At 73.5% G+C, this 14,309-nt stretch carries 14 protein-coding genes; 2 read left to right on the top strand and 12 right to left on the bottom strand.

Annotated elements, in window-relative coordinates; all coding sequences use genetic code 11:
* Nucleotides 1-47: 47 nt before the first annotated feature.
* Together ilvA and ABIB37_RS08670 are read right to left on the bottom strand one after the other, a co-directional pair.
* A complete protein-coding gene (gene ilvA, locus ABIB37_RS08675) occupies nucleotides 48-1,361 on the bottom strand; it encodes a threonine ammonia-lyase (RefSeq protein ID WP_354259274.1) in 1,314 nt (437 codons plus the stop codon).
* Nucleotides 1,358-2,557: an AI-2E family transporter gene (locus ABIB37_RS08670; protein ID WP_354259271.1), complete on the bottom strand. Its 1,200-nt coding sequence runs from the start codon at nucleotides 2,555-2,557 to the stop codon at nucleotides 1,358-1,360. The genes ilvA and ABIB37_RS08670 overlap by 4 nt, the downstream gene beginning before the upstream one ends.
* A 68-nt stretch (nucleotides 2,558-2,625) precedes the next feature.
* On the opposite strand from ABIB37_RS08670, the gene ABIB37_RS08665 reads away from it, so the two are divergent.
* Nucleotides 2,626-3,858, top strand: a complete 1,233-nt coding sequence (locus ABIB37_RS08665) for a winged helix-turn-helix domain-containing protein (protein WP_354259269.1) — start codon at nucleotides 2,626-2,628, stop codon at nucleotides 3,856-3,858.
* Nucleotides 3,859-3,990: 132 nt separating this feature from the next.
* On the opposite strand, the gene ABIB37_RS08660 is transcribed toward ABIB37_RS08665, so the two are convergent.
* From ABIB37_RS08660 to ABIB37_RS08620, 9 genes are all read right to left on the bottom strand, one after another.
* A complete protein-coding gene (locus ABIB37_RS08660) occupies nucleotides 3,991-4,539 on the bottom strand; it encodes a LemA family protein (RefSeq protein ID WP_354259266.1) in 549 nt (182 codons plus the stop codon).
* A gap of 35 nt (nucleotides 4,540-4,574) precedes the next feature.
* A complete protein-coding gene (locus ABIB37_RS08655; RefSeq protein ID WP_354259264.1) occupies nucleotides 4,575-5,867 on the bottom strand; it encodes a D-arabinono-1,4-lactone oxidase in 1,293 nt (430 codons plus the stop codon).
* Between the two features lie 16 nt (nucleotides 5,868-5,883).
* Entirely contained in the window at nucleotides 5,884-7,074 is a 1,191-nt protein-coding gene (locus ABIB37_RS08650) for an alanine racemase (RefSeq protein ID WP_502914068.1), read from the bottom strand.
* 19 nt (nucleotides 7,075-7,093) lie between these two features.
* Nucleotides 7,094-7,690 (bottom strand): TetR/AcrR family transcriptional regulator, encoded by a 597-nt coding sequence (locus tag ABIB37_RS08645; protein WP_354259259.1) that lies wholly within the window; start codon nucleotides 7,688-7,690, stop codon nucleotides 7,094-7,096.
* A 104-nt stretch (nucleotides 7,691-7,794) separates the two neighbouring features.
* A complete protein-coding gene (locus ABIB37_RS08640; RefSeq protein ID WP_354259256.1) occupies nucleotides 7,795-9,129 on the bottom strand; it encodes an NAD(P)/FAD-dependent oxidoreductase in 1,335 nt (444 codons plus the stop codon).
* Nucleotides 9,130-9,172: 43 nt separating this feature from the next.
* Complete coding sequence (locus ABIB37_RS08635) at nucleotides 9,173-9,706, bottom strand: DUF501 domain-containing protein (RefSeq protein WP_354261579.1); 534 nt, start codon at nucleotides 9,704-9,706, stop codon at nucleotides 9,173-9,175.
* 40 nt (nucleotides 9,707-9,746) lie between these two features.
* A complete protein-coding gene (locus tag ABIB37_RS08630) occupies nucleotides 9,747-10,199 on the bottom strand; it encodes a septum formation initiator family protein (RefSeq protein ID WP_170165479.1) in 453 nt (150 codons plus the stop codon).
* An 83-nt stretch (nucleotides 10,200-10,282) separates the two neighbouring features.
* Nucleotides 10,283-11,563, bottom strand: a complete 1,281-nt coding sequence (gene eno / locus ABIB37_RS08625) for a phosphopyruvate hydratase (RefSeq protein WP_354259253.1) — start codon at nucleotides 11,561-11,563, stop codon at nucleotides 10,283-10,285.
* Nucleotides 11,564-11,644: 81 nt separating this feature from the next.
* The gene (locus ABIB37_RS08620; RefSeq protein ID WP_354259250.1) at nucleotides 11,645-12,865 is read right to left on the bottom strand and encodes a histidine--tRNA ligase; all 1,221 of its coding nucleotides are present in this window, start codon (nucleotides 12,863-12,865) and stop codon (nucleotides 11,645-11,647) included.
* An 81-nt stretch (nucleotides 12,866-12,946) separates the two neighbouring features.
* Here ABIB37_RS08620 and ABIB37_RS08615 point away from each other — a divergent pair, with 81 nt between their 5' ends.
* Nucleotides 12,947-13,666 carry a Pr6Pr family membrane protein gene (locus ABIB37_RS08615; RefSeq protein WP_354259247.1) on the top strand — a complete coding sequence of 240 codons (720 nt, stop codon included), beginning with the start codon at nucleotides 12,947-12,949 and terminating at the stop codon, nucleotides 13,664-13,666.
* Here the strand turns inward: ABIB37_RS08615 and ABIB37_RS08610 are convergent.
* Nucleotides 13,573-14,262, bottom strand: a complete 690-nt coding sequence (locus tag ABIB37_RS08610; RefSeq protein WP_354259244.1) for a TetR/AcrR family transcriptional regulator C-terminal domain-containing protein — start codon at nucleotides 14,260-14,262, stop codon at nucleotides 13,573-13,575. The genes ABIB37_RS08615 and ABIB37_RS08610 overlap by 94 nt on opposite strands.
* Nucleotides 14,263-14,309: the final 47 nt, after the last annotated feature.

Genomic DNA, 14,309 nt, shown 5'->3' with positions numbered 1-14,309 from the left:
CCCGCGAGATCGCGGGGCCCTTCGTCGTCCGTGCGTGTGGCGCGACGCTAGAGCACCTGCGGCTCGTAGCCGGCTCGGCGGAGCGCCTCGAGCACGCGCTGCGCGTGCTCCGGTCCGCGCGTGGTGACCGAGATGTCGATCGAGACGTCGGTGATCGACGTCCAGGCGTCGTGCTGCGTGTGCAGCACCTCGACGACGTTGGCCTGCTCGTCCGAGACGATCTGGGCGATGATGGCGAGCTGGCCCGGTCGGTCGGGCAGCGCCATCCGCACCTTCAGGTACCGCTCCGAGGCCGCGAGGCCGCGGGCGATGACGCGCTCCATGAAGAGCGGGTCGATGTTGCCGCCCGAGAGCACCGCGACCGTCGGCCCGTCGGACGTGACGAGGCCGGTCATGATCGCGGCCGTCGTCACCGCGCCCGAGGGCTCGACGACGAGCTTGGCGCGCTCGAGCAGCACGATCATCGCGCGGGCGATGTCGTCGTCGGAGACCGTGACGATCTCGTCGACCGCCTCGCGGACGATCTCGAACGGCAGCGTGCCGGGCCGCGCGACGGCGATGCCGTCGGCGATCGTCGGCCGCGTCACGATCGTGGTGGGCTCCCCCGCGGCGAGCGAGTCGACGAACGACGCGGCCCGCTCGGCCTGCACGCCGACGATCCGCACCCGGCGGCCGTCGAGAGCGGTGCGCTGGCGCACCGCCGAGGCGACGCCGGCCGCGAGCCCGCCGCCGCCGAGCGGCACGACGATCGTGGCGACGTCCGGCACCTGCTCGAGGATCTCGAGCCCGACGGTGCCCTGCCCGGCGATGATGTCGGCGTGGTCGTAGGGCGGCACGAACGTGGCGCCGGTGCGCTCGACATGCTCGATCGCCGCGGCGAGCGCCGTCTGGAAGTCCGCGCCCCGCAGCTCGACCGCCGCGCCGTAGTCGCGCGTCGCCTGCAGCTTGGGCAGCGCGACGCCGACGGGCATGAAGATCGTCGAGCGGATGCCGAGCTCGGTGGCCGAGAACGCCACCCCCTGCGCGTGATTGCCGGCGGAGGCGGCGACCACGCCGCGAGCGCGCTGGTCGTCGTCGAGCAGGGCGAGCATGTTGTAGGCGCCGCGGATCTTGTAGGCACCGGTGCGCTGCAGGTTCTCGCACTTCAGCAGCACCTCCGCGCCGAGCATGCCGCTCAGGTAGCGCGAGCGCTCCATGGGCGTCTCCTGCACGATGCCCTGCAGCCGCTCGCGCGCCGCCTCGAAGTCGGCGAGCGTCGGTCCGGGCAGGGGCTGCTGTGGGACGGCCGGCTCGGTCGGCTCGGTCGGCTCGGGCACCACGGGCTCGGCGAGCACGGGGTCGGGCAGCGCTCGGTCGATCATCGGACCACCTCTTCCACCGACGGGTCGGGGTTCGTGCGCCACGAGCCCGAGGCGATCGTCTTGACGAACACATTGAGGAACGCGACCGTCGGCACGGCGAAGAGGGCGCCCGCGATGCCGCCGATGGTCGATCCCGCGGCGACCGCCACGACGACCGCGAGCGGGTGCACCTTGACGGCGGTGCCCATGATGATCGGCTGCAGGATGTGGCTCTCGACCTGCTGCACGAGCAGCACGATGCCGACCATGATGACCGCAGGGATCGGCCCGAGCGCGATGAGGGCGACGAGCACCGCGATCGCGCCGGTGGCGACGGCACCGATGATCGGGATGAAGGAGCCGAGGAACACGAGGATCGCGATCGGGAGCACGAGCGGCATGCCGCCCTCGTGGAACAGCCCGAGGATGAAGGCGCCGAGGCCGATGCCGATGGCGTCGATCGCGGCGACGACGACCTGCACGCGCACGAAGTTGCCGAGCGTCACCCAGCCGGCGCGGCCGGCGCCGTCCGTCGGGCGGCGCGCCGGGCGCGGCAGCAGGCCGACGACCCAGCGCCAGATGCCCCGGCCGTCGGCGAGGATGAAGATGAGCGCGAAGATCGCGAGCAGCATGCCGGCGAGGAAGTGGCCGACCGACGAGCCGACCGTGAGCGCGCTCGACAGCACCGACGAGATGTCGTCGCGGAGCGTGCCGAGGATGTTCGTGCCGAACTCGTTCACGTCCTCCTGCGTGATGCCGAACGGCAGCGAGAGCAGCCACCCCTGCGCATCGCCCCAGAAGGCGACGGCGCGAGCGTGCAGCTCGGGGTACTCGCTGCGCATCTGCGAGACGACGAGCCAGCCGAGCCCGGAGACCAGCACGATGAGGCCGACGATGGCGAGCGCGACCGCGAGGGCGCGGGGCCAGCGGTGGCGCACGAGCACGTCGACGAGCGGCTGCAGCAGGGCGGTGAGCAGCGCTGCGACGAGCACCGGGATGACGATGAGCGAGAACTGCATGACGAGCCAGATGCCGATCGCCGCGGCCGCCGCGATGACCACGATCCGCCACGACCAGGCGCCCGCGATGCGCATGCCTCGCGGCAGCGCGTCGCCGAGCTCGCTCGCGTCGACGCGAGGCGTGGCGACGCCGCGGGGCGTGGCGGGGTCGGGTCGGCCGGGGGGCCGGGCCTGATCCGGGGTTCGACCGAACAGCATCTGCCGATCGTACGGTGCGGCGCTGGGCCCCGTGCGCATGCGTCGGAGGCCGCGGCTAGGCTCCGGGCATGGCAGCACCAGCGAGGATGACCGCGGCGCAGGCGCGCAGGATCGCGATCGCGGCCAGCGGCCTCGACGGTGCCGTGCCCGGCGAGCGGGGGCGCACCGGGGTGCGCACGCTCGAGCGCACGATCGAGCGGCTCGGGCTGCTGCAGCTCGACTCCGTCAACGTCTTCGAGCGCAGCCACTACCTGCCGCTGCTGTCGCGCGTCGGGCCCTACGACCGCGCGACCCTGGACCGGCTGCTGCACCACGATCGCCCGAGGCAGCGCCTGGGCTGCTACACCGAGTACGTGGCGCACGAGGCCGCCGTCATCGCCGTGGACGACTGGCCGCTGTGGGGCTGGAAGCGACGCCAGCCGATGCGCGCCAGCGGCGAGCAGTGGGCGGCGCAGCACGCGGCGATCGTCGACGGCGTGCTGGCCGAGTTCGCCGAGCGCGGCCCGATGCGCCCGAGCGACATGGAGCATCCCGCCCACGAGCGGCTGCCGGGCGGCTGGTGGAACAAGTCCGACGCCTACTGGGCCACCGCGGTGCTCTTCCAGCGCGGCGAGCTCGTGACGGTCGGCCGCTCGAGGTTCGAGCGCCAGTACGCGGTCGCCGACCGCGTGCTGCCGGAGGCCGCCCGCGCGGAGGTCGACCGGGTCGACGCGCAGCGCACGCTCGTCGCGCGCGCGGCGCAGGCGTTCGGCGTCGCCGCGCTCGACGACCTGGCGGACTACTACCGGCTGCCGGTGAAGGATGCGCAGGCCGCGGTCGCCGACCTCGTCGACGAGGGCAGCCTCGAGCCGGTCGACGTCGAGGGCTGGGGCAGGCCCGCGTGGGTCTGGGCGGGCGCGCGACGGCCGCGACGGGTGCGCGCGACGGCGCTGCTCTCGCCGTTCGATCCGCTCGTCTGGCACCGGCCGCGCGCGGAGCGCATGTTCGGCTTCTCCTACCGGATCAGCATCTACACGCCCGCGGCGCAGCGCGCGCACGGCTACTACGTGCTGCCGGTGCTCGTCGACGGCGAGCTCGTCGGCCGCATCGACCTCAAGAGCGACCGGAAGGCCCGCGTGCTGCGCGTGCAGCACGCGACGATCGAGCCGGGGCTCGAGCACCGGGCCGACGAGCTCGCGGCGCGGCTCGACCCGGTGCTGCGCGAGGCGGCGGCGTGGCAGGGGCTCGAGCGGGTCGAGGTCACGGGGCCGGGGACGTGGGCGGCGGAGGTGGCGGGGGCGCTGGAGGCAACGGGGGCGTGAGCCGTCGGGGGCGTGAGCCGTCGGGGGCGTGAGTGCCGTCGGGGGTCTCGGTACGCGCGCCGCAAGCGGCGTGCTACTCGACCTTGAGTCCTCCGCGCTCAACGCCGCTCCGCGGCATTGAGCGCTGCGGACTCAAAACTGGATGCGGGGCGGCTCTGCGACCGCGCCGGCCTGGTCGACCTCGAAGAACTCGCGCGGCACGCCGAAGGTGTTCGCCCACATCGAGCTGGGGTAGCGGCGGCCCTTCGCGTTGAGCTCGCGGGCGCCGGTGTTGTAGTCGCGGCGGCGGGCCTGCGCCTCGTCGTCGAGGGCGGCGAGCGCGGTGCGGGCCTCTGCGGCATCCGAGCCGAGCGGCTGCGACCCGGCGGCCTGCACGAGCGGGCGCAGCACCCGCTGCACCTCCGCCTCCGCCTCGGCCTTCGACTGCGGCTGGGAGGCGGCGTCGAGCGACGAGAAGGCCTGCGCGGCCTGCTGCTGCTGCGCCTCGGGTGCCGTCGCGAGCAGCGGGGCGGCGACGGCGCGACGCCGCTCGAGCGTCGCGGCGAGCGCGTCCCACCGCTCGTCGACCGTCGCGCTCAGCCGGCGCATCCCGGTCATCGCGGTGACGAACCAGATGCCTGCGGCGAGGCCCAGGACGACGAGGGCACCGGCGGCGATCAGGATGACGTCGAGCAGCTCCATGGCTCCCATCGTAGGCGAGCCTGCTCGGCGACCGATCAGTCGCCCAGCACCCGCCGGGTCCAGCTGCTCGAGAAGGTGCGATCCGGGTCGAGCTCGTCGCGCGCCGCGGCGAAGTCGGCGAAGCCCGGGAACCGCTCCGCCAGCTCCGCGGCGCGCAGCGAGTGCAGCTTGCCCCAGTGCGGTCGGCCGTCGTGCGCCAGCAGGATCGGCTCGATGAGCGAGAAGAGCGGCCGGGGATCCTCGCGCCACCAGCGGTGCGCCGCGATGTAGCCGGTGTCGCGGCCGTGCGCGGTCGACAGGTGGGCGTCGTCCGGGGCGCTCGCACGCGCCTCGAACGGGAACGTGAGCACGAGGTCGGCCCGCCGCAGCGCGCGGTCGATCTCGCGCAGCGCCTCGGGCACGGCCTCGACCGGCATCCCGTACTCGAGCTCGCGGAAGCGCACGGCGCGCGGCGCCGTGAACACGTCGTGGCTGGGCTCGGTGAAGGTGCCGCGCGGCATCGCGCGCGCCGAGAGCTCGTTCACCGCCGGTGCGAGCGCCGGCACGAGCGCCGCGGCGCCGAGCAGCGCGCGATGGCCGCCCACCGTGAGGACGCGCTCGTCGAGGTACCTGGCCACCGGCGACCGGGGCCGCAGCGGACCGGTGACGCGCGTGTTCGACTTCGTCGCCGCCACGCGGGTCGCAGCGAACCAGTACAGCTCGAAGTGGTCGGTGCGCTCGTTCAGGCCCATCCAGTCGTCGAGCACGGCGTCGAGCGGCGCCGTGGTCTCGACCGCCTCGAGCGCGAAGGCCGGCACGCACTGCAGCGTGACGTCGACGAGCACCCCGAGCGCGCCGAGGCCCAGCCGCACGGCCGGCAGCAGCTCGGGCCGCTCGGTCTCGCTGACCCGCACCAGCTCGCCGCGGCCCGTGACGAGCGTCGCGGCGACCACCGTCGCGCCGATCGACGCGTGCCGCAGCCCCGTGCCGTGCGTGCCGGTCGAGATCGCGCCCGCGAGCGTCTGGGTGTCGATGTCGCCGAGGCAGTCCATCGCGAGCCCGCTCGGGGCCAGCAGGGCGGGCACCTCGTGGATCCTCGTGCCGGCCAGGAACGTCGCGCGGCCCCGCTCCTCGTCGACGCGCAGCAGCCCGGCGAGCCCGTCGATCGTGAGCTGCGCGTCATCGGGACGCGCGGCGCCTGAGAAGGAGTGACCGCTGCCGACGGGGCGGATCGTGCCGCCGCGGTCGCGCACGCGCTCGACGGCGCGGCGGACATCCTCGACCGTGACGGGAGCGTGCACCTCGCGCGGCTCGGCCGACTGGGTGCGCGCCCAGTTCTTCCACGTCACGCATCGCTCCTTCAGGTCACAGCAGCTTCCTGCCCTCCCCACGATACGTGGGGATGCTGTCGACCACCCGATCACCGGCAACGAGGTGCAGCGACTCGGTGCGCTCGCACGGCTCCCCCGCCTTCGCGTGCCGGAGCCAAACGCGGTCGCCGAGCGCGAGCCGGTCGGCGGCGGCGCCGAGCACGGGCGTCTGCACCTCGCCGGCGCCCTCCTGCGGGTCGATGCGCAGCCCCTCCGGCCAGGCGATCACCGGCTGGCGGTCGGGGCCGTGCGGGCCGGACGCGATCCAGCCCCCGCCGAGCAGCGTCACGCAGCCGGCGCCGGGCCGTCGCACGACGGGCAGCGCGAAGGCGAGCGCCGGGGCGGGCGAGAACCGGCGGTAGCCGTCGAAGAGGTGCGGACCGAACAGGCCGCTGCCGGCGCCGATCTCGGTCACGGACGGGTCGGCGGCCGTCAGCTCGATGGAGCCGGTGCCACCGCCGTTCACGAATGCGAGCGGGGCGAGCGAGCGCACCGCGGCGACGGCGGCAGCCCGGCGCTCGCGCAGCTCGGCGACCGACCTCCGCTGCATCGAGCGGAGCAGCGCGGGCGGCGCGAGCCCCCGCCGCCGCGCGTCCTGCACGCCCGCGACCTGCGCCTCGTAGGCCATCAGCCCGACGAGCTCGAAGCCGGGTCGCTCGACGACCGCGCGGGCGAGCGCGGCGAGCCGCTCGGGCGTGCGCACGGGCGAGCGCCGCACGCCCGCTCGCACCGGGCCGAGCTCGAACGACGCGTCGAGCTCGAGCGCGATGCGGATCGGCGGATGGCCTGGAGCCGCCGCGTCGATGCGGTCGAGGTGCTCGACGCTGTCGATCATGAGCGCCACCCTGGCGAGCGCACGGTCGTCGGCGGCGAGGGCACGCAGCGCCGCCCGGTCGACCGTCGGGTAGCCGACGAGGACGTCGTCGATCGTCGCCGACAGCCACAGCCCCTCGGGCAACGTCGCGGCGAGGACGCCGTGGAAGCCGGGCAGGCGCAGCACGGCCTCGAGCACCGGGCGGCTCCGCACCGACTTCGTCGCCACCCGCAGCCGCGTGCCCGCCGCGCGGGCCACCATCGATCGCGCGTTGTGCGCGAGCGCCTCGAGCGAGAGCGCGGCGAACGGGCCGTCGAGATCGGCGGTCGCCGCGTCCATGCGCTGCCAGTGCCCCGCGGGGCTCCACGGCATCGCGTCGTCGAGGCGCACGTCAGGCCGTCCCGAGCGCGGTGACGAGCACCGGCACCGCGGCCTGGATGACGCGTCGGGATGCGTCGGTGTCGCGCGTGCGCAGCCAGGCGTAGGTGATGCCGTCGGTCATGTGCAGCACGAGCTCGGCGAGCTCGCGCGCGCCCATGCCGCCGGCGAGCCGGTAGCGCGACCGCAGCGCGTCGATGGCGGCGACGAGCACCTCGAGGTACCGCTCCTGCACCTCCCCCGGCAGGTGCGCGAGCGCCGGCGTGCGGCTGCAGTACGCCATGATCTCCATGATCGCGAGCTCGTACTCGGGGTGCTCGATGAACCGGTCGAACCAGAGCGTGAGCACAGCCTGGACGGCCTCGTCGAGCGGCGCGCCGTCGGGCACGATGGCGGTCGGGTCCTCCCCCGGCCGCAGCGCGACGTAGGCGTACGCCTCGCCGATCATCTCGTCGCGCGACGAGAAGATGTAGTGGAAGGTCGCGAGCGGCACGCCGGCCTCCGCGACCACGGCGCGCACGGTCGCCCCGTGCATCCCCTCGCGCGCGATGACCTGCAGGCCCGCCTCGATGAGCTCCCCGCGGCGCTCGACCGCCGACTTCCGTGCCACATCGCCTCCGTCGCCCCGCTACTTGGACGATCGTCCGAGTACACAGTACGACAGCGCCGCGCCCCCGAGGGGACGCGGCGCTGTCGTACTGCGTCGGGGAGGGGCTAGGCGTCGACCTTCGGCTTGGGGCGCGAGGCGAACGTCTCGAACGCGACGCGGGGCTGCTCGCGCGCCGAGAGCTCGACGATGTCGCGGCCGAGCCAGAAGTTGTTCCACCAGCCGCCGAAGACGCGCAGCTTGCGCTCCCACATCGGCATCGCCATGACGTGGTAGCCGCGGTGCGCGAGCCATGCGAGCGGTCCCTTGATCGCGATCTTGCCGCTCTGGAAGACGCCGTTGCCGATGCCGAGGCCCGCGACGGCGCCGAGGTTGTCGTGGATGTACTCGCGGGGCGCCTCGTCGCGGAGCACCGCGACGATGTTCTTCGAGAGCAGCTTCGCCTGGCGGACGGCGTGCTGCGCGTTCGGCACGCAGAAGCCACCGGGGCCGGGGGTCTTCGACTTGTCGGGCACGGCCGAGACGTCGCCGGCGGTCCACGCGTCCGGCACGACCACGCCGTCCTTCGCGACCTGCAGGGTCGCGAGGGCCGTGATGCGACCGCGGTCGTCGAGCGGCAGGTCGGTCTTGCGCACGACCGGGTTCGCCATGACGCCGGCGGTCCAGATGATGAGGTCGGAGCCGAAGCGGTCGCCCGTCGACAGCTCGCAGACGCCGTCCTGGGCGCTCTGCAGCTGCGTCTCGAGGTGCACATCGACGCCGCGCTTGCGCAGGTCCTCGACGACCCAGTCGGCCGTCGTCGCGCTGACCTCTGGCATGATCCGACCCATCGCCTCGACGAGGTGGAAGCGCACCTCGTCGAACGTGATCTCGGGGAAGCGCGACAGCAGGTGCGTCGCGAAGTCGCGGAGCTCGGCGATCGTCTCGATGCCGGCGAAGCCGCCGCCCACGACGACGGTCGTCAGCAGGCGGTCGCGCTCGGGACCGAGGGGCAGCGCGGCGGCGCGGGCGAAGTTGCCGATCAGGCGGTCGCGCACGGCGGCGGCCTCCTCGATCGTCTTCATGCCGATCGCCTCGTCGGCGACGCCCGCGATGGGGAACGTGCGCGAGACGGAGCCGGCGGTCATGACGATCACGTCGTACTCGAGCGTCGACGCCTCGCCCAGCTCGGGCTGGATCGTCGCGACCTTGGTGGCGTGGTCGACGAACGTGACGCTCGCCTGGATGACGCGCGTGCGCGACAGGTGGCGGCGCAGCGAGACGACGGCGTGGCGCGGCTCGATCGAGCCGGCGGCCACCTCCGGCAGGAACGGGAGGTACGTCATGTAGGGCAGCGGATCGACGATGGTGATCTCGGCCTCCGCGGCGCCGAGCTGTCGCTCGAGACCGCGAGCGGTGTACAGGCCGGCGTAGCCGCCGCCGACGATGAGGATCTTGGTCAAAGCGCGCTTCTTCCCCGATATCAGATGTGGATGTGCGTCGAGTCTATCGCGGCTCGGCGTGCGCTTCGCGGTCGGCCGATCCACGGGCGTCGGGCTGGCACGCGCAGACCTCGGGCGACCAGTCCGCGAGCGCGAGCGCCTCGTCGCCGATCGGGTTGACGCCCGGGCCCGCGGCGAGCGCGTGCGCGATCACGGCGTGCAGGCACTTCACGCGCGTCGGCATGCCGCCGGCGCTGATGCCGGCGATCTCCTCGACGTGGCCGTGCGGCTCGCGATCGGCGAGGTAGGCGACGTGGGCAGCGGCGTACGCATCCGCCACCGCCGGGTCGTCGAGCCGCTCCTGCAGGGCCGCCATCGTGCCGTCTGCCTCGAGCCTCGACGCGGCGGCCGCGGCGGCCGGATGCGTGAGGTAGTAGAAGGTCGGGAAGGGCGTGCCGTCGGGCAGCCGCGGGCTCGTCACGACGACCGTCGGCGCGCCGCACGCGCAGCGCGCGCCGATGCCGAGCACGCCGCGCATCGTCCTGCCGAGCTGGGCCGCCATGATCTCGAGGTCGCGGTCGGTCGCGGGGTCGAGCATGGGGGTCTCCGGGATGGTCGGATCGGTCACTGCAGATCGGTCATTGGGGATCTGGCGCGACGCCGACGAACGACGACGGCCCCTCGTCCGTCAGGCCGGCGATGAGGAACGAGCTCGCGGCCGCCGACGCCCAGTCGCCCGCTGGCTCCTCGAGCGTGGCCGAGGGCACCTCGACGGATGCGGCGTCGAGCGCCGCGCGGTCGTCGAGCACGACGAAGCTCGTCTCGCCCGGGTAGACGAAGAAGAGCCGGTCGCGCGCCTGCGCCTCGATGTAGGCGGGGTCGTCCCAGCGCGCCTGGTCGCTCTGCAGCGCCTCGACGTTGGCCTGCTGCGCAGCGACCTGCGCCTCGAGGGCCGCGATGTCGCGGCGCTGCTCGAGCAGCAGACCGATCGTGGGCGCGAGCACGACGAAGCCCGCCACCACGAGGCCGACGACCACGAGCAGCAGCCACGACACGCGCAGCTGGCCGGAGGCATCACGGGAGGAGGGCACCCACCGAGGATATCGGCGAGTGCCCTCCTGCAGCGCCCGAACCGCCTGGGGCGGCGACGCTGCGGCGATCCTGTGCGGCGGCGTCAGCCCTCGAAGCGCGGGAACGCGGCGGCGCCGGCGTACTCGGCGGCCTCGCCCAGGTCCTCCTCGATGCGGAGCAGCTGGTTGTACTTCGCGACGCGCTCGCTGCGGGCGGGCGCACCGGTCTTGATCTGGCCCGCGTTCACGGCGACCGCGATGTCGGCGATCGTGGTGTCCTCGGTCTCGCCCGAGCGGTGCGAGAGCACCGACGAGTAGCCGGCCTGCGTCGCGATCCGGATGGCGTCGAAGGTCTCCGAGAGCGTGCCGATCTGGTTGACCTTCACGAGCAGCGCGTTCGCCGCGCCGCGCTCGATGCCCTCGATGAGGCGCTCGGGGTTGGTCACGAACAGGTCGTCGCCGACGATCTGCACGCGCTCGTCGAGGCGCTCGGTGAGGGCGGCCCAGCCCTCCCAGTCCTCCTCGTTCATCGGGTCCTCGATCGACACGAGCGGGTACGAGTCGACGAGGTCGGTGAAGTAGTCCGTCATGTCGGCGCTCGAGCGGTCCTGGCCCTCGAAGCGGTACACGCCGTTCTCGTAGAACTCGGATGCCGCGACGTCGAGGCCGAGCGCGATGTCGCTGCCGGGCGTGAAGCCCGCCTTCTCGATCGCCTGCACGAGCAGGTCGAGCGCGAGGCGGTTGCTCGCCAGGTCGGGTGCGAAGCCGCCCTCGTCGCCGAGGCCGGTCGAGAGGCCCTGCTCCTTGAGGATGCTCTTGAGCGCGTGGTACGTCTCGGCGCCCCAGCGCAGGCCCTCGCGGAACGTCTCGGCGCCGATCGGCAGCACCATGAACTCCTGGATGTCGACGCCGGTGTCGGCGTGCGCGCCGCCGTTGATGACGTTCATCATCGGCACGGGCAGCAGGAAGGCGTTCGGGCCGCCCAGGTAGCGGAAGAGCGGCAGCTTGGCCGAGTCGGCGGCCGCCTTCGCGACGGCGAGCGAGACGCCGAGGATGGCGTTCGCGCCGAGGTTCTTCTTGTTGTCGCTGCCGTCGAGCTCGACGAGCGTGGAGTCGACGATGCGCTGGTCGTCGGCGGAGAGGCCCTCGATGGCCTCCGCGATCTCCTCGTTGACGGCGTCGACGGCCTGCTCGACGCCCTTGCCGAGGTAGCGGGCGCTGTCGCCGTCGCGCAGCTCGAAGGCCTCGAAGGCGCCGGTCGAGGCGCCGCTGGGCACGGCGGCCCGGCCGACCGAGCCGTCGGAGAGCAGGACCTCGACCTCGACGGTCGGGTTGCCGCGCGAGTCGAGGATCTCGCGAGCCTGCAGGGTGTCGATGAGTGCCACAAGTGCTCCTTGTTTCGCAGTGGACGGCGGTCGCAGTGGATGGCCGCTGTCGAGCCTAGTCGGCACCGTGGAGCCGAGGGCTCAGGAGATGGGCTTGACCTCGATGGTCGCCGCGGCGTCGCCGGGACGCACGAACGCGAAGTGGGTGGCGCCGGATGCGGCGAGCTGCTCGAGCAGGCCCGTCACGTTCTTCGTGCGCCGCTGCATCCGCACGGTCTGTCCCGCCGCGACCAGGTCGCGCTTGATCGCGAGCGCCGCGGCCGGCTCGACGGCCTTGTCGACGAGCAGCGCCACCGCCTCGCGGGCGCCGTCGTCGGGCAGCGCGACGAGCTCGACGAGCCGCTCGAAGCCGAGCGAGATGCCGACTGCCGGCAGCTCCTGGCCGAGGAAGCGGCCCACCATGCCGTCGTAGCGACCGCCGCCGCCGATCGAGTAGGGCACGTCGGGGTGCGCGATCTCGAAGATCGGGCCGGTGTAGTAGCCCATGCCGCGCACGAGCGTCGGATCGAAGTCGAGCCGGATGCCGACGTTCGCGTCGAGCAGCTCGCGCACGCCGTCGAGCACGCTCGCGTCGAAGCCGTCGAGGTCCTCGCCCGCCCGGATCGCGTCGAGCGTCGCGAGCAGCCGCGCGCCGTCGATGCCGCGGCCGCCCAGCTCCTCCGCGACGCCCTCGCGGCCGATCTTGTCGAGCTTGTCGACCGTGATGAGCGCGCCCTCGCGCTGCTCCTCGGCGACGCCCGCGTGCTCGAGCGCCGCCGCGAGGATGCGGCGGTCGTTGATGCGGATGAACGCGTCGGGGATCCCGAGGCGCGTGAGCGCATCCCCCGTCGCCGCGAGCAGCTCGAGCTCCGCCGCGATGCCCGGCTCCCCCGCGATGTCGATGTCGCACTGCACGAACTGGCGGAAGCGGCCGCGCTGCGGGCGCTCGGCGCGCCACACCGGGGCGATCTGGATCGCGCGGAAGACGGGCGGGAGGGCCGCGCGGTTCGTCGCGATGAAGCGGGCGAGCGGCACGGTGAGGTCGAACCGCAGCCCGAGGTCGGCGAGCTCGAGCGGCGCCTCGGCGGCGCGCAGGTCGTCGACGGAGAGGCCGCGGCGCATGACGGCGAAGGCGAGCTTCTCGTTGTCGCCGCCGAGCCCGGCGTGCAGCCGGGCGGCGTCCTCGACCACCGGCGTCTCGATCTCCTCGAAGCCGTGGTCCTCGTAGGCGTCCCGGATGACGCGGAGCACGCGCTCGCGGCGCCGCTTCTCGACGGGCAGGAAGTCGCGCATGCCGCGCGCCGGGTGCACCTGGGTTGCCATGGCGACCATTCTCCCGCACGCGCTGCACGGCTGCCGCCGCGCGGCATCCGCCGGCCGCCCGGTGCATGCCATCATGGCGGCATGCGACCCCGTTGGCCCCTGCACGACCGCGCGGTCCCGGTGGTCGCCTGGCGGGTGGTGATCCTGCTCGGCGCGCTGCTCGCCGAGGGCTGGAACATCGTCAACATGGTGCGGTCGGGCGAGCCGCCGACCGAGCACTTCGCCTACTTCACAGTGCAGGCCAACATCCTCGTGATCGTCCTGATGCTGTGGATGCTCGGCACGCGCGAGGAGCACCGGCCGCGCTGGTTCGACCACGTGCGCGGCGCGATCACCGCCTACATCGTGCTCGCGGGCATCGTCTACGCCGTGCTGCTCGCGCAGCCCGACGAGGTGTGGTCGTGGACGGTCGACTTCACGAACGCCGCGCAGCACCGCTTCGTGCCGTGGATGGTGGGGCTCGACTGGCTGCTCGTGCCCACCGCGCGCCGCATCCGCGTCTCGCGCGCGGCCTGGTGGATGGCGTACCCGGTCGCGTACCTCGTGGCGGCGTGGCTGCGCGGCGGGCTCGTGGACGGCTGGTTCCCGTACCCGTTCCTCGACCCGGGCGAGCACGGCGGCTGGGCGGGGCTCGTCGGCCCCACCGGCCAGGTGCTGCTCGCCTTCCTCGTCGGCATCATGCTCGTGGCCGTCATCGGCCGGCTGCGCTACCGGGCGACGGAGTCGGCCGAACCGTCGGCGAGCCTCGCCTCGAGGCCGTCCAGCACGAGCTCGAGGCCGTACTCGAACTCGTCCGCGTAGTCGTACGACCGGCCGACGATCGCCTGCTCGATGAGCTCGACCATCCGGGGGAACACGTCGGCGGGCAGCGCCAGCTCGGCCGCGAGGTCGTCGACGCCGCCGCCCGGCTCGAACGGCAGGCTCCGCTCGGTCGAGACGAACCCGTAGACGTACGCATCGAGCACCGAGAACGCGTGCGCCGCCAGCTGCACGGGGAAGCCGCCGCGGTGCAGGCACTCGAGCACCGCCTCGAGGTGCCCGAGGAGCGTCATCCCGGGCGCGCGGCGCGACTCGACGAGCGCCGGCCCCCACGGGTGGTCGCGCATCACGGCGCGGAGCGAGCGGCACCGCGCGGCGATGGCCTCGCGCCACGGCCCGTCGGGCGACGGCCGCTCCACCCGGACCATGAGCCAGTCCGCGAGCGCGTCGAGCAGCGCGTCCTTGCCCGCGACGTGGTGATACAGCGACATCGCCTCCACCCCGAGCTCTCCGCCCACGCGGCGCATGCTCACGCCGTGCAGCCCTTCGCGGTCGGCGACCGCCGCAGCCGCCTCGACGACGCGCTCGCGGGTGAGGCCGGGACGTGGCGCAGCACGCGGATCCGGCGATGTCGCCATGGTGCCTCCGATCGCTTGCCGACTTACACTGGTAAGGGTACGCTCGC

Source organism: Agrococcus sp. UYP10 (assembly GCF_040547205.1).
Taxonomy (GTDB): Bacteria; Actinomycetota; Actinomycetes; order Actinomycetales; family Microbacteriaceae; genus Agrococcus; species Agrococcus jenensis.
The sequence above is the reverse complement of the archived record's forward strand: the minus strand, read 5'-3'. Positions and strand labels throughout refer to the sequence as shown.